Source organism: Rhodanobacter sp. DHG33 (genome assembly GCF_014843005.1).
Classification (GTDB): domain Bacteria; phylum Pseudomonadota; class Gammaproteobacteria; order Xanthomonadales; family Rhodanobacteraceae; genus Rhodanobacter_A.
The window spans coordinates 206888-224874 of the sequence record NZ_JACYXM010000005.1 but is presented as its reverse complement, the minus strand read 5'-3'; the positions used below and the strand labels follow the sequence as shown (position 1 = coordinate 224874).

Here is a 17987-nt window from a genome sequence, read left to right as displayed (position 1 = left end):
GGTGCCCGGCACGAAGAAGCCACACTGCAACGTTTTAGGGCAATGGCACGATGCGCAACGCGCCGACATCGGCATGGTTCAACGGGCCGTCGCTGCCGCCCACGCCGCCGGTGTAGTGCGCGTTGTGCGCGAGGTAGCTCATGTTGAAGCCGTCGTCGAGCGCGAAGCTGCAATGCGCGCCGGCGGCTGCGCTGAATTGCGCGGTGGTGGACAGTTCCTCGCCCACGCTGTGCGGCATCACCAGCGGCACCCGCTGCTCGGCGCTGCCCTCGCAACGTATCGCCAGCATCTTCACCGCGGCGGTGACGCCGGTGGTGATCGGGCCGTGGTCGTTGCGGTAGTTCAACGCGACCTGGTAGTTGCCGGCGGAAGGCGCGGTCCATGCACGCGGCCATGCGCCGTCCACATTCGCGAACGGGCCTTCGCAACGCGACGGGCTCTGCAGGGATTCGAGGCCGCCCGCGCCGGTCTGGGTCAGGCTGAAGCATTGCAAGGCATTCGTAGCGGGCACCGCGAGCGTGCCTTCGATGGCGCCCACGCGCTGGCCGTTGAGGTAGAGCACGCCGGGTGCGGTGCTGTGCACCTGCCAGTTCGCGCCGTCGCGCGCCACTTCCGGAGCGGCCGGTGCCGTCGGCGCGAACGGCGGCACCGTGCTGTGCAGGCCCAGTTCGGGAACCTTGATCGCCTTCAGCTGCACCACGCTCTCGTCGCCGCGTTGCGTGCTGCCGTCGGCCACCAGCAGGTTGCCTTCCAGTTTTTTCGGAAGCTGCAGGGTGATGCGCTTGCCGGGCAGTTGCAGGCTGATCGAATCCCTCTTGCCGAACAGCATCGGCACCAGCGAGACGGGGAGCTTGGGTTCGATATGGCCGTCGTTGTCGAGGCCGAACACGCCTTCGCCCACCAGGGCGAGGTAGGCGGCCACCGACCAGAGCTGGCGCGGCGAATCCACCACCGGTCCGCTGAACTTGCCGTCGTCCACGTGCGGGGCTTCGGTAGTCAGCTCGTAGTTCTCCATGTTGGAGCCGGCCAGCGCGGCGCCGCGCATCATCGAGGTGATCTCGAACGCGATGTGTGCGGGGTCGTCGAGCTTGCGCGCGGCGCGCAGCGCGTAGGCGCTTACGAACGGCCAGATCGCGCGGTTGTGGTAGATCGGCTGGTCGGCGCGCTCGGGCCAGATCACCGGGCTGCCCGCCGGCCACACGGGGTAGTTCGCCAGCGCCTGGCGTGCGCGGTCGCCTTCGGCTACGCCGCTGTCGATGGCCAGCGCGATGCCGAGCAGGTCGTAGGTGTCGTAAGGGGCGCCGTCGCCGCCGATGTAGCTCATGTACATGCCGCGGTCGTCGCGCCAGAAGTGCGCGTTGATCGCGGCCTTCAGCGCATCGGCCTGCGCCTGGTAGTCGGCGGCGCGCGCGTCGTGGCGCTCGCCCGCGAGGCGCGCGGCGAGCTGCAGCGCCTGGTAGTGCAGCACGTTGGTGGACAGCGCGAACGACTGCGCGATGGGCACCACGTCGTTCTGCGTCCACGCGGGGTAGGTCTGCTCGCGCCAGTCGAGGAAGGAGGTCTCGCCGCGGTACAGGCCCATGTTCGCGTCGAACACGTACTGGCGGTCCTGCTCGAGCGTGTTGGCCAGCGCCTTCCAGGTGTCGCTGGCGAACGCGCTGTCGTCGAGCAGGTGGCGCGCGGCGAGGAACCAGGCCACGCGATCGGTGCTCACCGGCCAGCTGCCGCCCGAACCGGTGTCCTGCATCACGAACGGGCCTTTCGGCGCGTCGGGCGCCCGACCGTCGGAGAGCTTGAACAGCAGGCCGTTGCGCGAGCGCGCGGCGTCGTAGCGCCACAGCCCGAGGTCCACCGAGAAGGAGAGGTCGCGCGTCCATACATAGGGCCACTTCTCGCCGGTGGCGAAGCAGTCGCAGGGAATCGGCTGGTTGTGGTCGTAGGCGCCGTCGCGGATCGCGTTGACGGAATCCTGCCGCAGGTCGTCCTGCGCCATGGCGTACAGGCCGTCGAACAGCGGGCTGGCCGTCTGCACCGCATAGGGCGGCGCGGGGATCATCCGCTGGGCGTGCGCCGCGTGCAGCAGGAAGCCGCCGCCGGCCTGCATCTCGATGCTGGCGTTCTGGTTGCGCCATTGCAGGCTGTCGTGCCACATCGGGCCGTGCGCGCCGGCGGTCAGGGCCATCATCATGCTGCTGAAAATGCTCATGCCGAAATATCCGTCAACTGTGGGGCGCCGGCGACACGTTGCCGAACCGAAGGGTTGTGGTGGAGTGCGGATCCGCCCGCTGTTGCTGTTGCCATCTCATTCTCCCTCCCGCCGTTCGGCAGATTCTGCCATCGCGACGCGCACAGCCTGCGGCCAGTCTACGCGCATGCGGGGCCGGAGAGGCCCCGCGCTTCGACACAAGCGACGCTCCTTCCGCCGCGCAGGCGGAAGGAGCGCAGGTTTCACTGCGCGAGGATCGCGCCGTAATGCCCCTCCACGCTCACCGTGACGTTGCCGTTGCTGACGGTGTACTTGTCGCCGGTGATCAGGTCGGTGACCTGGCTGCCGTTGGTCATGCTCTCTTCGTACACCGGCACCGTTACCGTTTCGGTGTTGGCGGTGCCGTTGAGCACCACCGCGATGCGGTTGGTCTTGTCGAAACGGGCGAACGCGTAGATGTCGTTGGTGTTGTCGGTGAGCAGGGTCATGAACGAGCCGGTGCGCAGCGCCGGGTATTCGTTGCGGATGCGGATCAGCTGTTGCGTCAGCGCCACGGCGGCATTGCTCGTGGTGGCCTGGGTCCAGTCGAAGGTGCGGCGGTTGTCCGGGTCGGCGCCGCCCTGCATGCCGTACTCGTCGCCGTAGTAGATGGTGGGCGTGCCCACGTAGGTCATCTGGAAGATCAGGCCCAGGTAGGTCTTCCAGATGTCGCCGCCGCAGCGGGTGGCGAAGCGCTCGGTGTCGTGGCTGCCCAGGAAATTGGTCATGGTCTGCTGCACGTCGATAGGCAGGTCGGCGCGCGTGCCGAGCAGCCAGCTGTCGAGCTGGGTCGGAGTCAGCGAGGCGCTGTTGCCGCTTTCATCCACGCCGCAGATCCATTCCGACGCCGGCTGGGTGAAGCCGTTGTAGTTCATCGCGCTGTCCCACTCGGCGCCGTCGTCCAGCCAGGACGACGCGTCGCCCCAGTATTCGCCCACGATCTCCGCGTTCGCATTCACCGACTTCACCGCCGTGCGCAGCTCCTGCATGATCTGGTGGTTGGTGGTGTCGCTGCCGTTGTTGCCGCCGGCGTCGAGGTACTGCGCCGCATCCAGCCGCCAGCCGTCGATGCCGTAGGGTTGCGCCAGGTAGGTCTGCACCACCGAGCCGGCGTTGCCGTAGATCTGGTTGCGCGTGGCCGAGCCGCTGGCGCCGTAGTCCAGCTTGGGCATGCTGGTGATGCCGAAGAACGTGGAGTAGCTGCTGGGCCAGGTCTGGAAGGTGTAATAGCTGTAGTACGGGCTGGACTGCGATTTGTACGCACCCTGCTGCGGGCAGGTGAGCGAATCGTAGGTCTGCGCGCCGAACCAGCAGTTGCTGTCGCCGCTGTGGTTGAACACGCCGTCCAGGATGACGTAGCCGGCGGGACCGTTGCTGGCGCTGTGGATGTCGCCGATCAGCTGCTGCAGCGTGGCGTTGCTGCCGAAGGCCGGGTCGACGGTGTAGTAGTTCTGGGTGTCGTACTTGTGGTTGGTCGGCGAGGAGAAGATCGGGTTCAGGTAGACGATGTCGGCGCCCAGCGTGCCCTTGATGTAGCTCAGCTTCTGGTCGACGCCGGCGAGGTCGCCGCCGAAGAACACCGCGCTGTTGCAGCCGCTGACGTTGGAGGTCACGGCCGTGCCCCAGGCATGCTGTTCGGTGGCGCAGCCGGCGTAGGTGTACTCGCCGTTGGTGACGTCGTTGCCGGTGTTGCCGTTGTAGAAGCGGTCGGGGAAGACCTGGTAGATCACGCCGTTCTTCATCCATGCCGGTGTCTTGAAGCCAGGGACGATAAAGAAGTCGCCGGAGGACGGCTCGCTGCTGGTGATGCCGGCCGCGTTGTACCAGGCGGTGGCGGTGCCGTCGTTGATCTGGAAGCGGTAGTACTTCTCGGACGAGCTGGCGGGGATGGTGCCTTGCCACAGGTCGTAGGTGCCGGTGGCGTCGTTGGCCACCCATTGCATCGCCACCCAGTGGTACTGGCCGTCGGCGCTGTCGTAGTACTTGATGTTGGCGCTGGTGATGTCGCCCTTGAAGGTGCGGAACGTCAGCGTCACCGGTGTGCTCGCCGTGGGTTCGGGAGCACTGTCGTAGACCGGGCCCTGGTCGTGGAACAGCCCGGCCCATTCCACGTTGTTGTCGTTGCTGGCGGCGCATGCGGGCGTGCTCCACAGCGATGCGCCGGACAAGGCCAGCGCCATGCACAGGGCCAGCGGCAGCCTGTGCAGGCCGCGCCGGTCACGCTTCATCGGATCATTCATCGAAACCCCTCCCGGTTGGACTGGGCTGATGTCGCCGTGCTCGCCGGGCCCAGGGCCGGCATCTCCTCGCACGGCGGCGATGGAAGCCATGTCTGGCAGTGAAATCTCCTCGCGCCGCGCCATCCGGCGCGGCGCGGTCTGTCCTCAATGCGCGGCGGCGGCTTGCAGCTTCACGGTGCGCGCTGCGCCGGCGTCGAGCTTGAGCAGGGTGAATGCGCCATAGCGGTCGCTGCCGGTGCTCCAGCCTTCGCCGCTGGCGGCTTCGAGCGCGGCGGCCGTGGCGTAGTGCTGCAGCGAGCCGCTCACCGCGGTGGCGGCAACGCCGTGCACGCGCACGAGATAGCTGCTCAGCGCGGGGCGGTAACTGCCTTCGGCCGCGGCGGTGCTGAAACTCACCGTGCCGCCCGTGCGCTGCGTGGCGAGGCGCTGCTTGAAATACGCGCCGTTCGTGTAGGCGTAGGTTTCGCCGTCGTCGTCGTAATAGTCGAAGTGCGTGGCCTGCGCGGCGGGGAACACGTCGACGTCCATCGTCTTCACCGCGTGTTCGCCGGTCCAGTCCATCACCGGCTGGGTGGGGATGATGGCGCCTTCGCGGACGAACAGCGGGATGTCGTCCCAGGTCTTCGCGTCCGTCGCCACGGTGATGGTCTGGCCGCCCTGGTAGGTCTTGCCGCTGAACCAGTCCGTCCACGTGCCGGCCGGCAGGTAGATCTGCTTGCTGGTCTGGCCCTGGGCGACCACCGGCGATACCAGCAGCCAGTCGCCGAACAGCCACGCATCTACGTCATTGCGCAGCTTCGCGTCGTCCGGCCAGACGAAGTTGAGCGGCTGCACCAGGCCCACGCCGTGCATGGTTGCGCGGCGCTGGTAGGCGTAGATGTAGGGCAGCAGGCTGTAGCGCAGGCGTATCGCCTTGGCGGCCGCGGCTTCGGCCACCGGGCCGTAGCGCCACGGCTGACGCTTCTCGTTGTCGTCGCCATGCACGCGGAAAATCGGCACGAAGGCGCCGAACTCGATCCAGCGCGCGTAGTTCTCGTCCGAGGGATGACCGTGGAAGCCGCCGCCGTCCATGCCCCACTGCGTCACGCCCGTGTCGATGGCGCTGAGCATGCGTTCGCGCTGGCCGGCCATGCTGGCGAAACCAGTGGAGATGTCGCCCGACCACAGACCGTAGGCGTAGCGCTGCGCGCCCAGCCAGAAGTCGCGGTTGATCGACCATGCGCGCAGCTTCGAGTACGCGCGTTGGCCCTCGTAGGTGGCGCGCTGCATGTTGAGGAACTGCGTGCTGCTAGGCGTGGTGTCGGCTTCGTCGTTCCAGAAACCCACGATGCCGGTGTCGAAGCTGTGCTTGAGGTAGTCGTTGAACCACCACGCGCGCGCTTCCGGCTTGTCGAAGTCGATGTCCTTCACCGGCAGGTTCGAGAAGTAGTCGGGGCTGGCTTTCTCGCCGGGCAGCCACAGGTCGTGCGCGGTGGCATAGCGGCCTTCCACGGTGTCCACGTGCACGCGCGGCTTCATGATGCCGGTCATGTGCACGCCCAGCGCGTCCATGTCGGCCTTCAGCTTGCCGGTGGGGCCGTCCGGAAATTTCACCGGGTTCCAGCTGAACTCGCCCCAGTCCTTGCCCCAGTTCTTCCAGTCGAAGTCGAAGGTGAAGGCGTCGAGCGGGATGTGCTTGGCGCGATAGGTGGCGACGATGTCGCGGAATTCCTTTTCGTCGATGCCCCACTGGCTGTTGATGAAACCGTTGGCCCACTTCGGGAACAGCTCCGCGTGGCCGCTGAGGTCGGCGAGCTCGCCGAACAGTTCGGCGGGCGAGCCGGCGAGGATGTAGTAGTCGGCGTCGGGACGCGCGGTCTTGTCGATCGCGATGCGGCCATGCGCGAGGTCGAAGTCCGCGCCGTCGCAATCCACCAGCACACCGTAGCCCGCGGTGCTCCACACGAAGGGTGCGCCGGGATGACCCTGTTCGCCGGCCTTAGCTACCTGCTTGCCGTCGCGCAGCATGCCGGCGCTGGTGTCTTTCTCGAAGGCGTCGTAGCCGCCGATGCCGTACAGCGCGTCGCCGGCAGCATGGTCGAGCACGATGCGGCCTTGCGCGAGCGCGGCGAGGTCGGCCTGTTGCAGCAGCGGATGGCCCTTGGCGTCGCTCACGTCGAGCTTGCCGCTGGCACGGTGCCAGGTGGCGACGAGGCGGTCGGAACGCAGGGTCACCGTGTCGCCGTTCTGCTGCACCTTCGGCTGGAATGCCGTCGCGCTGACCGGTTGCGGATCCATCACCAGGCTGGCGGGCGTGGCGCCACTCTTCGGCAGGTAGTGCACATGCAGTACGCCGGGCGCGGCCAACTGCAGCGTGACGCTGCCGTCGCCCATGGCGAGCTTCAGGCTGTCGCTGCCGACGCTCTGCACCTGCGCGACGGCGGCGTCGGGTGCGGCGAACGCGGCAGGAACGAGGCCCAGGCCCAGCAGCACGGTGAGTGCAAGCGTGTGCCGTTTCAATGTCGTCATCATGCGGTTCCTTCGAGAATCAATGCAGGATCGCGCTGCCGTAGGCAGGCAGTCGCAGGCGGCCGTCGGCGACGGCGGTGCCGGGGAGAGTGTGCTTGAGCAAGGTGTGAAAACGTTGTGCCGGAAGGGCCACGGTTTGCGCCGTGCCGGACAGGTTGTGCAGCACCAGCACGTCGCCCTGAGCGTCGTCCAGTTCCCACGCGGCGACATGCTCGCCGGCATCGCGCCAGTTGTGCAGCACGCCCGTGCGCAAGGCGGGGACGTCGCGGCGCCATTGGATCAGCATGCGATACCAGTTGAGCAGCGAATGGGGATCGGCCTGCTCGGCCTCCACGGTGACGGCGTTGCCGTCGCCCGCGCTCCAGCCTTCCCACGTCGTTTCGCCCGTGCCCTTGCCGCTGCGGTACCAGCGCATCGGCTCGCGCAGGTGCTCGTCGGGCTTTTCGCCGCGCATACCCAGCTCCTCGCCGTAATAGACGAAGGGATGGCCGGGCAGGGTGAGCAGCATCGCGGCGGCGGTGCGCATGTGCTCGGGGTTGCCGTCGAGCTGGCTCATCACGCGTTCCTGGTCGTGGTTGGACAGGAACGGCGCATCGTCGAAGCGGCCGTGTGCATCGGCGAGGAAGGCGCCGTACATGCGTTCCAGCGTGGCGCCGATGTCGCGGTCGCGCTCCTGCTTCGCGCTGTCGACCAGGCGCGTGGCGAGCGGGAAGTTGAACACCGCATCCAGCGAAGCCATCCACGGCGGCAGCTCGTCCTCGTTGTGCCGCGCCACTTCGCCGACCAGCCACGCATGCGGATTCGACGCGGCTATGCCCTGGTGGAATTCGTGCCACCACGCGAGGTTTTTCTTCAGCGCGACCGGGCTGTCCATGTCGGTCTCGCTGTCATCGTAGATGTGCTGCGCGGCGTCGAGACGGAAGCCGTCCACGCCCTTGTCCAGCCAGAAGCGTCCCACCTTCACCATTTCGGCGCGCACGGCGGGGTTGTCGTAGTTGAGGTCGGGCATCGAGGCGACGAACACGCCCAGGTAGCGGTCGCCGTCGGGCAGCGCGTGCCAAAGCGCATCGCCGGTGGCGCTGATCTGCTTGAGGTCGGTGGCGGGCGTGGCCCATTCGTACCAGTGGCGGTACGGGCTGTGCGGATCCTGCGCGGCCTTGAACCACGGCGACTGGTCGCTGGTGTGGTTGATGACGAGGTCCATCACCACCTTGATGCCGCGCTTGTGCGCTTCCTGCACCAGCCGCTCGAAGTCGGCCATGCTGCCGTACTGCGGATTGATCGCCTCGTAGTCGGTGATGTCGTAGCCGTGGTAGCTGGGCGAGGGGTTGATCGGCATCAGCCAGATGCCGTCCACGCCCAGCGACTTCAGGTAATCGAGCTTGGCGGTGACGCCGTTGAGGTCGCCCACGCCGTCGCCGTTGGTGTCGTACCAGCTGCGCACGAAGATTTCGTAGTACGTGTCGGAGGGCGCCTGTGCCGTTGTCGCAGCAGCAGGTACAGCGGCCGCTGCGGGCGATGCGGGCAACAGCAGCGCCGCGGACAGCAGCAGCGCAAGGCGAAGGTGGAGTTTCATGGAGCCTCCGTCGGTTTTTCTCGGAAAGATCGCCGGGAGCGATTTTCGACATCGCCCCAGCGATGGCCCGAAGCGTGACTGCCAAAGATGGCCGCCACCAAAAAAATGCCCCGCCGGACGGGATGGTACGCGGCGGGGCGGTCGGGGATCGGCAATCGCCGGAAATCAGAACTTGTACGAGGCGCCCAGCGAGTAGGTGCGGCCGTAGCGCTCCCAGATCAGCACCTGGCGCGGATCGTTGTTCTGGTAGGTGGAGAAGATCTTGTTCGACAGGTTGGTGCCCGTCGCGATCAAGGTCAGGTTCTTGAAGGTGCCGCTTTCGAAGGTGTAGCTCACCTGCGCGTCGTAGCTGCTGCCGCCCTTCAGCGTCTGCTCGATGCGCGAGGCACTGATGCCCGACACTTCGCCCAGGAAGCTGGAGGTGTAGTCGTCGCTGACACGAGCTTCGAAGCCGCCATGCTGGTAGTACAGCGTGCCGTGAGCCACCCACTTCGACAGACCCGGCACGGTGATCGGCGTGGGATTGCCGCCGTACACCAGCGAGCTGTCGTTGTGGGTGCCGGTCAGGATGGTACCGAAGCCGTTGAGCACCGGCGTGAGCAGGTTGAACGGCAGGTTCAAGGTGGCTTCTTCACCGCGTATGAAGCCATGGCCGTCGTTGGTCGGCATGGTGGCGGTGCCGTACGGCGTGCCGAGCTGGGCCTGCTGGGCCGGGCTCAGGTAGCTCGGGATGAACGCGCTGAAATCGTACAGCGAGCCTTCGCTCGGGTTGATGTAGTCGTGCAGGCTGAGGAAGTAGGCCGACACGGCGACGTAGCCGCCGCCACCGCCGTTGCGGCACAGGTCCGAGTTCTTCTGGTCGGCGTCGTTGCACTGGTAGCCGCCGGTGATCGGACCGGAGAAGTAGTGCTCGTAGCTGATGTTGTAGTTGTCCGCCATGGTGGGCAGCAACCGGGCGTTGCCGGTGGTCGAGCTGAAGTACGACTGGCTCGGGTTGGTGCTCGACAGATTCGCGATGCTGCCGCTGATCGCGAGGCTGGCGTTCATCTGGTCCATGCGCGGCTGGGCCATGGTGCGGGCGGCGCTGACGCGCAGGTCGTCGTTGTCGGTGAAGCCGAAGATCAGGTTGGCGCTGGGCAGCCAGCGGGTATAGCTGGTGCCGCCGGTCACCGGGATCAGCTGGGTCTGGCCGCCGGTGAGCGAGCTGCCGGGCGCCACGCGCGCACCATCCGAGGTCTGGTTGGTGTGGTCCACCTGGATGCCGAAGTTGCCGCGCAGGGCGACGGCGCCCAGGTTGGTGTCGAGGTTGAACTGCAGGTAGGGGTTGAAGTCGCGCTCATGCACGCGCCAGTTCGGCGGCAGCGGCAGCGACGACATGAAGGTGGGGACTTCGACCAGGGTGCCGTTGTCGATCAGGCTGAACGGGTTGTAGCACTCCTGCGAACCCATGCCCATCCACGCCAGCGGGCTGCAGTTGCTGCCGCTGAACGGTGCCGTCATGACCGCGGTGCCGCTGCTCAGGGTGCCGCCGCCCAGGGTCAGGAAGTCCTGGGTGATGTTGTAGGTCTTGTTGCGGGTGGTGTCGGACAGGCCGAACTTCATGCTGGAGAAGATGCCGCTGTTGAAGTCGCGTTCGACGGCAATGCGGAAGTTGGCCAGCCAGTCGACGGTGTGCGGTGCGTTGATGAAGCCCGCCTGCACCACGTTGTTGCCCGCGCCCCAGGCCTCCGGGTCGGTCAGCACCACGCCCTGGGTGTAGTTCAGCGAGGGAACGGCGTAGAGCATGCCGTCGGGCAGCTCGGCGAAGCCGAAGTAGCCGGGCTGGCCACGCGTGCCAGCCGCCGCATCGTAGTAGCCGGTGCCCGAATAGCTTTCCAGGTTCACGTCCTGGCGGGTGGCGCGCGAATAGTTCGCGTTGGCGTCGATCGACCAGTCCTCGTTGATCGTGAACTTGTTGTCCCAGTTGAAGTTGTAGACGCGCGCTGTGGTGCTGTTGAAGTCGTTGCGGATCACCGGGTCGATGTTGCTGTAGACGCCGCCCTGCACGAAGCCGTTGACCACGTTGGTGGGATTCAAGGTCGGGCCGGGCTGGATCGCGCCGTTGCCCCACAGGAACGGCAGCTCCATGCCCTTGGCTACCTGGGTTTCCTTGAAGTTGTCGTAGGTGAGGTCGAGCGTGCTGGTGTAGTGCTCGTTCGGCTGCCACTCGAAGGTGGCCAGCAGGCCGTTGCGCTTCATCGAGTCGGTGATGCCGTAGTTCTTCGAACCGCCGATCACCTGGTCGCCGTTGCTGTCGGCCAGGTAGCCCCACGGCGCCTGGTGCTCGATCTGCGTGGGGTTGTTCTCGAGGTCCACGCCCAGGGTCACGCCGAAGGTGTGATCGGCGAACTGGTCCACCCACACGCCGTTGACGTTGTAGCCCTTGTTGCTCACGCCCGTGCCCTCGTCCGGGGCCAGCTGGGACATGCTGTTCCAGATGTACTTGGCGTTCACCGCCGCCTCGGGGCCGCTCTTGTCCAGCGGACGGATGGTATGCATGTCGGTGGTGCCGGCCATGCCCTGGCCGACCAGGTCGGCCTCGGGCGAGAGGTGCACCACCACGTTGTCGAACCAGCTCGACGGGTACTGGTCGAGCGCCACGTCACGGTTGTTGTTGGTGCTGACCTGCTGGCCGCCGTTGACCAGCACGGTGGAGAAATCGGGGCCGAGGCCGTGGATGTTCAGCACCTGCGGGCGGCCGTCCACATTCTGCGCCGAGATGCCCGGCAGGCGGCCCAGCGCGTCGGCGATGGAGGCGCCGGGCAGCTTGCCGACCTGTTCGGCGGACACGGCTTCGACGATGGTGTCGGCGTTCTTCTTCAGCGCGGTGGAGTTCTCGATACTGCTGACGAAGCCGTTCACCTGCACGGCCTGCATCTGCTTGGCCTTTTCCTTGTCCTTCTTGGTGTTGTCGGTGGACGTGGAATCGGTGCCGGTGGTGCTCTGCGAGCTCGTCTGCGTGTCCTGCGGTTGCGCGGCGCTGGCGGCCGCGGTCGCTGCGCTGGCCACCGTGCAGGTGCCAATGCAGGCCGTCGCGATCGCCATGGCCAGCAGCTTGTGCTTCATCAACATGTTTTCGTCTCCCCACGAAGAAAATTTTGGTGGTTTCGTTGTCGCGCGAACCGTGCGGCGATTCCGTCACCGTTGAAAACCGGCGTGTGCCAGTGCGCCCCTTTCGCGTGACTGCATGTTATGGCGGTGTTTTCTCGGCAATGCATTTCCTGCATACGTATTCATCCGGCCCTGCAAATGCCGACTTTTGCTTTGCAGCAAAGCGCGGCGGCGAGGCGCTGGCGAAGCGGCCAAGCCTTGCCGTGGATCGATGCGGAGCGAGCCGTGCGATATCGCGCGATCCACCGCAACGACTGCGCATGACGCACCCGCAGCACGAATGAATACGTATGCACATTCATGCAGGTCGTCATGAGGCTGGGGCTAAGCTGCTGCGCACTTTCCGGCGGCAGGGATTTGTCTGCCGGTCTTATTCGACTGGGGATTTGTTTCAATGAGCGATACACCCTGGTGGCGCGGCGCCGTCATCTACCAGATCTACCCGCGTAGCTTCCTCGACACCAACGGCGACGGCGTGGGCGACCTGCCCGGCATCATCGAGCGGCTCGATTACGTGGCCGGCCTTGGGGTGGATGCGATCTGGATCGCGCCGTTCTTCAAATCGCCGATGGCGGACTTCGGCTACGACATCGCCGATCCCTGCAACGTCGATCCGCTGTTCGGCACGCTCGCGGATTTCGACGCGTTGCTGGCCAAGGCGCACGCGCATGGCCTGAAAGTGATGATCGACCAGGTGCTCAGCCACACCTCGGACGAGCATGCATGGTTCAAGGAGAGCCGGCAGAGCCGCGACAACGCGAAGGCCGACTGGTACGTGTGGGCCGACGCGAACGAGGACGGCACGCCGCCGAACAACTGGCTGTCGATCTTCGGCGGCAGCGCGTGGCAGTGGGAGCCGCGGCGCGGCCAGTACTACCTGCACAATTTTCTCGCCAGCCAGCCCGACCTCAACTTCCACCACGCGGACGTGCGCGCCGCGGTGCTGGACAACCTGCGCTTCTGGCTGGACCGCGGCGTGGACGGCTTCCGCCTCGACTCCATCAACTTCTGCTTCCACGACGCGCAGCTGCGCGACAACCCGGCGAAGCCGAAGGCGATGCGTACCGGCCGCGGCTTCAGTGCGGACAACCCTTACGCGTTCCAGTACCACTACTACAACAACACGCAGCCGGAGAACCTCGCGTTCCTGCAGGATCTGCGCGCATTGATGGACCGCTACCCCGGCATCGCCACGCTGGGCGAGATCTCCTCGGAGGATTCGCTGGCGACGATGGCCGAGTACACCCGCGACCATCGCCTGCACATGGGCTACAGCTTCGAGCTGCTCACCGACGATTTCAGCGCCGCGTACATCCGTGACACGGTGCGCGCGCTGGAAGCGAAGATGACCGAAGGCTGGCCGTGCTGGGCGATCTCCAACCACGACGTGGAGCGCGTGCTCAGCCGCTGGGGCAACGGGCACGCGTCCGCCGCGATGGCAAACCAGCTCACCGCGATGGTCTGTTCGCTGCGCGGCTCGGTGTGCGTCTATCAAGGCGAGGAGCTCGGGCTCACCGAGGCCGAGCTGCCCTACGAGGCATTGCGCGATCCCTACGGCATCACCTTCTGGCCGGAGTTCAAGGGCCGCGACGGCTGCCGCACGCCGATGCCATGGAGCGACGGCGAGCACGCCGGTTTCACCAGCGCCGCACCCTGGTTGCCGGTGCCGCCCGAGCATGGCGCGTTGAACGTGGCGAGCCAGCAGGTCGATCCCGCCTCCGCGCTCAACGGCTACCGCCGCTTCATGCGCTGGCGCCGCGACCAGCCGGCGCTGCGCCTCGGCGGCATCCGTTTCCTCGACACGCCAGAGCCGGTGCTCGCCTTCGTGCGCGAGCTGGATGGAGCGAGCGTGCTGGTCGCCTTCAATCTTTCCGCCGAAACGGTGGAATGCGCGTTGTCGCTGCCGGGGACGTTGCAGCCGCTGCAAGGTCATGGCCTGGAATCCGGTTCGCTCGATGGCGGGAACCTGCGCCTGCCCGCCAACGGCAGCCTTTTCGCACGCATGGTCTGAGGTCCGAATTTCCGCAATACGCCCGGGGAGTGTTTCCATCCTCTGCGGAATGCGGCACGGATACGGCATAGCGGCGTGAGGCCGCAACGCTGGGAGTGGGCATCGCCTGTGGGCGCAGGCATCATGGCGAGCCGTCCCTTCCGGTTTCCATCCGTGTCCGCGCGTACTTCCCCCGCTTCCGTGTTCCTGGCGGTCAGCATGCTGCTGATCAGCATGGGGTCGTACCAGCTGGGCGCCGCGTTGGCCAAGCAGCTGTTTCCCGCGATCGGCGCGCAGGGAGCCACCGCCTGCCGGCTGGGCCTGGGGGCGATGATCCTGCTGCTGGTGCGGCGGCCGTGGCGTTCGTGGCAGCGGGGCCGCGACTTGCGCGCGTTGTGGGGCTACGGCCTGTCGATCGGCGCAATGAACCTGGTGTTCTACCTGTCGTTGCGCACGATCCCGCTCGGCATTGCGGTGGCGCTGGAATTCACCGGGCCGCTGGCGCTGGCCCTGTTCGGCTCGCGCAGACTGCGCGATTTCATCTGGATCGCCCTGGTCGTGGTCGGCCTGCTCCTACTGCTGCCCTTGCGCGGGCAGGCGCATGCGCTCGATCCGGTCGGCGTGCTGTATGCGCTGGCCGCGGGCGTGGGCTGGGCGTGCTACATCGTGCTGGGCCAGCGCGCGGGTGCCGCGCATGGCGGCGATGCGGTGACCTGGGGTACCTCGATCGGCGCCTTGCTGGCGATTCCGGTGGGCGTGGCGCATGCCGGCAGTGCGCTGTTCAATCCGGCCCTGCTGCCGTTTGCGCTGGGCGTGGCCGTACTCAGTTCCGCGCTGCCGTATTCGCTGGAGATGGTGGCGCTGACGCGCCTGCCGACGCGCAGTTTCGGCACCTTGCTGAGCCTGGAACCGGCCGCCGCGGCACTGGCCGGCGTGGCCCTGCTTGGCGAGCATCTCAGTGCGCTGCAGTGGATGGCGATCGGCGCCATCATCGTGGCGGCGGCGGGTACGGCGCTCAGCGTGCAGAAGCCGATCGCCGAGCCGTTGGTGAATTGATGGCGGTTTGCTTGCCGCATGCCTGGGCTTGCTGCAAGCGGCATGACGGTTCCAGTCGTTTCGCTGGCGCCAGACCAACTTTCCCTGCCGGCCTAAAGAATTGGCGTGGCTCGATGCGCCGGAACTGCAGGCAAGCCGTGTCGGGGGCTTGGGGGTGACGCCTATGCGATAGACGGTGTGGCCATGCTGCGCCGTCTCTGGGGACGAGGCAGGGGTTCTCAGCCTTGGCTCAGGCGCGCCAGCCTCAATTCCAGCCACCGGTCGATGTCGGGCCACTCGCGGTCGACGATGGAATAGCACACGGTGTCGCGCAGGCTGCCGTCGGGGCGGCGCTTGTCGTTGCGCAGCACGCCGTCGCGGTGGGCGCCTAGACGTTCGATGGCACGTTGCGAGTCGAGGTTGCGGTGGTCGGTGTGCAGCACCACGGCGACGCAGCGCAGCGTGTCGAAGGCATGCGCGAGCAGCAGGCGCTTGCAGGCGGTGTTGAGGTGGCTCTTCTGCCAGCGTTTGGCGTACCACGTGTAGCCGATGGCCACCCGCGGCAGCTCCGGCGCGATGTCGTAGTAGCGCGTGGTGCCCACGATCTCGCCGCTGCCCAGTTCGCGCACCGCGAACGGCAGCATGTTGCCGTCGCGCTGGCCGGCGAGCGCCTTCTCCACGTATGCGTGGGTCTTGCCGGGGGCGGGCGCGCTGGTGAACCACAGGTTCCACAGTTCGCCGTCGGCGGCGGCCGCCTCCAGCGCGGAGACGTGGGCCAGGGTGAGGGGTTCCAGCGCAACGTGGTCGTCGCGCAGCAGGATGGGTCCGGCGAAGGGCGTCATGCGTCGAGGTCGGGGATCAGCTTGCTTTCCAGCCGTGCGATATGGTCTTTCAGCAGCAATTTGCGCTTCTTGAGGCGCGTGAGCTGCAGCTCGTCGCGGCCGATGGCGGTGGCCAGCTGATTGATCGCTGTGTCGAGGTCGCGATGTTCCAGTCGCAGTTCGGCGAGCAGCTGGGCGGTTCCGGCGTGATCCTGCATGGCGGTGCGCGGCGGTGCGGATGATGGCCTAGTGTAGCGCCGCCGGAAGCGGGTCGGGCAGGCGGGTACAATGGGCGTTCCGCCGTAACGATGTCCGCCATGTCCGCGCTGCCCGAATCCGCCGCCACGCCAGCCGCCGAGGCCGAACGCCTCGCCACGCGGCTGCGCCACCTCACCGGCAAGGCGATCACGGATTTCCGCATGATCGAGGACGGCGACAAGGTGATGGTGTGCCTGTCCGGCGGCAAGGATTCCTACACTTTGCTGGACATGCTGCTGCAGCTGCAGGCCAAGGCACCGGTGCGCTTCGAGCTGATCGCGGTGAACCTGGACCAGAAGCAGCCGGGCTTTCCCGAGCACGTGCTGCCGGAGTACCTGCGTTCGCGCGGCGTGCCGTTCCACATCATCGAGCAGGACACCTACAGCACGGTCACCCGGGTGATCCCGGCGGGCAAGACCATGTGCAGCCTGTGCTCGCGCCTGCGGCGCGGCTCGCTGTACACGTGGGCGGCGGCGAACGGCATCACCAAGATCGCGCTGGGTCATCACCGCGACGACATCCTAGCCACCTTCTTTCTCAATCTGTTCCACCAGGCCAGCCTGAAGGCGATGCCGCCCAAGCTGCGCTCGGACGACGGCCACCACGTGGTGATCCGCCCGCTGGCCTATTGCCGCGAGAGCGAGATCGCCGAATACGCCGCCCTGAGGGAATTCCCCATCATCCCCTGCAACCTGTGCGGCTCGCAGGAGAACCTGCAGCGCAAGCAGGTGCGGCGCATGCTGGACGAGTGGGAGCGCGAACATCCCGGCCGCAGCGAGACCATGTTCCGCGCGCTGGGCAACGTGGCCCCTTCGCAGCTGGCCGACCGCAAGCTGTTCGATTTCGAGGGGATTGGCGCGGACGGCGGCGAAATCTGACATCATTGGGCGTTCGTCCGTATGGACGTCCATACTTCCATTTGAACATCCCCATTCAGAGCAGCAGCGAGAAATCACGTGTCCATCTTTGCTTCCGTTGAAATGGCGCCGGGCGACCCGATCCTCGGCCTCACCGAAACCTACCTCGCCGATCCGCGCAAGGAGAAGGTGAACCTGGGCGTGGGCATCTACGTGGACGAGCAGGGCAAGGTGCCGGTGCTGGGCGCGGTGCGCCAGGTGGAACAGGCGCTGGCGCGCGACGACCAGCCGCGCAGCTACCTGCCCATCGACGGCCTGCCCGCATACAACCGCGCGACGCAGAAGCTGCTGTTCGGCGAAGGCGCGCCGATCCTCGAGGCGGGCCGCGTGGCCACCGCGCAGACCATCGGCGGCAGCGGCGCGCTGCGCGTGGGCGCGGACCTGCTCAAGAAGGTGCTGGGCGCGAACGCGAAGCTGGCGATCAGCAACCCCAGCTGGGGCAACCACCATGTGGTGTTCCGCACCGCCGGCTTCCAGCTGATCGATTACCGCTATTACGACGACGCCACCCACGGCCTCGATTTCGCCGGCATGCTGGAAGACTTGGCCAAGCTGGAACCCGGCACCGTGGTGCTGCTGCACGCCTGCTGCCACAACCCCACCGGCGTGGACCTGGACGCCGCGCAGTGGGCGCAGGTGGTGGCGCTGATGAAGGACCGCGGCCTGCTGCCCTTCGTGGACATGGCCTACCAGGGCTTCGACAAGAACTCCGCCGCCGACGCCCTCGCGGTGCGCCTGCTGGCGGATTCGGGCATCCCCGCCTTCGTGGTGGCGAACTCGTACTCCAAGTCGTTCTCGCTGTACGGCGAGCGCGTGGGCGCGCTGAGCTTCGTCGGCGCCGACCGCAACGAGGCCGCGCGCCTGCTGTCGAACATCAAGACCACCATCCGCGCCAACTATTCCAGCCCTGCCACGCACGGCGGCAAGCTGGTGGCCGGCGTGCTGGAAAGTGTCGAGCTGCGCGCGCTGTGGGAGCAGGAGCTGGGCGAAATGCGCGGCCGCATCCACACCATGCGCGCGGCCTTCGTGGACAAGCTCGCCGCGCTTGGCGCGCCGGACTTCGGCTTCATCAACAAGCAGGCCGGCATGTTCTCCTACTCGGGCCTGAGCAAGGCGCAGGTGGATCGCCTGCGCGAGGAGTTCGCGGTCTATGCGCTCTCCAGCGGCCGCATTTGCGTGGCGGCGCTCAACACCGGCAATATCGACTACGTGACACGGGCCGTCGCCGCCGTCTGCGCCTGATCCCG

At 66.6% G+C, this 17987-nt stretch carries 11 protein-coding genes; 4 read left to right on the top strand and 7 right to left on the bottom strand.

The genetic code is table 11. From position 1 onward, the window contains the following. Positions 1-34: 34 nt before the first annotated feature. The 5 genes from IHE46_RS11555 to IHE46_RS11535 form a co-directional block, all read right to left on the bottom strand. The gene (locus IHE46_RS11555) at positions 35-2206 is read right to left on the bottom strand and encodes a Six-hairpin glycosidase-like protein (RefSeq protein WP_192164792.1); all 2172 of its coding nucleotides are present in this window, start codon (positions 2204-2206) and stop codon (positions 35-37) included. Between the two features lie 242 nt (positions 2207-2448). Beyond that, a complete protein-coding gene (locus IHE46_RS11550) occupies positions 2449-4485 on the bottom strand; it encodes a glycoside hydrolase family 13 protein (RefSeq protein WP_225563003.1) in 2037 nt (678 codons plus the stop codon). A gap of 144 nt (positions 4486-4629) precedes the next feature. Beyond that, complete coding sequence (locus tag IHE46_RS11545; protein ID WP_225563002.1) at positions 4630-6993, bottom strand: TIM-barrel domain-containing protein; 2364 nt, start codon at positions 6991-6993, stop codon at positions 4630-4632. A 19-nt stretch (positions 6994-7012) separates the two neighbouring features. Continuing rightward, positions 7013-8569: an alpha-amylase family glycosyl hydrolase gene (locus IHE46_RS11540; RefSeq protein ID WP_192164789.1), complete on the bottom strand. Its 1557-nt coding sequence runs from the start codon at positions 8567-8569 to the stop codon at positions 7013-7015. Between the two features lie 165 nt (positions 8570-8734). Beyond that, positions 8735-11680: a TonB-dependent receptor gene (locus IHE46_RS11535; protein WP_192164788.1), complete on the bottom strand. Its 2946-nt coding sequence runs from the start codon at positions 11678-11680 to the stop codon at positions 8735-8737. A gap of 433 nt (positions 11681-12113) precedes the next feature. Between IHE46_RS11535 and IHE46_RS11530 the strand changes: the two genes are divergently transcribed. Continuing rightward, positions 12114-13730, top strand: coding sequence for an alpha-glucosidase family protein (locus IHE46_RS11530; protein WP_192164787.1), 1617 nt, complete (start codon positions 12114-12116; stop codon positions 13728-13730). A 198-nt stretch (positions 13731-13928) separates the two neighbouring features. After that, positions 13929-14765: an EamA family transporter gene (locus IHE46_RS11525; protein ID WP_192164827.1), complete on the top strand. Its 837-nt coding sequence runs from the start codon at positions 13929-13931 to the stop codon at positions 14763-14765. A gap of 218 nt (positions 14766-14983) precedes the next feature. On the opposite strand, the gene IHE46_RS11520 is transcribed toward IHE46_RS11525, so the two are convergent. Together IHE46_RS11520 and IHE46_RS11515 are read right to left on the bottom strand one after the other, a co-directional pair. Continuing rightward, positions 14984-15586 carry a GNAT family protein gene (locus IHE46_RS11520; protein ID WP_192164786.1) on the bottom strand — a complete coding sequence of 201 codons (603 nt, stop codon included), beginning with the start codon at positions 15584-15586 and terminating at the stop codon, positions 14984-14986. Continuing rightward, positions 15583-15783, bottom strand: coding sequence for a DUF465 domain-containing protein (locus tag IHE46_RS11515; RefSeq protein ID WP_192164785.1), 201 nt, complete (start codon positions 15781-15783; stop codon positions 15583-15585). Before IHE46_RS11515 ends, IHE46_RS11520 begins: the two co-directional genes overlap by 4 nt. 90 nt (positions 15784-15873) lie before the next feature. Between IHE46_RS11515 and ttcA the strand changes: the two genes are divergently transcribed. Further along, positions 15874-16701: a tRNA 2-thiocytidine(32) synthetase TtcA gene (gene ttcA, locus IHE46_RS11510; RefSeq protein WP_225563001.1), complete on the top strand. Its 828-nt coding sequence runs from the start codon at positions 15874-15876 to the stop codon at positions 16699-16701. A gap of 78 nt (positions 16702-16779) precedes the next feature. Further along, complete coding sequence (locus tag IHE46_RS11505) at positions 16780-17982, top strand: amino acid aminotransferase (protein WP_343230020.1); 1203 nt, start codon at positions 16780-16782, stop codon at positions 17980-17982. Positions 17983-17987: the final 5 nt, after the last annotated feature.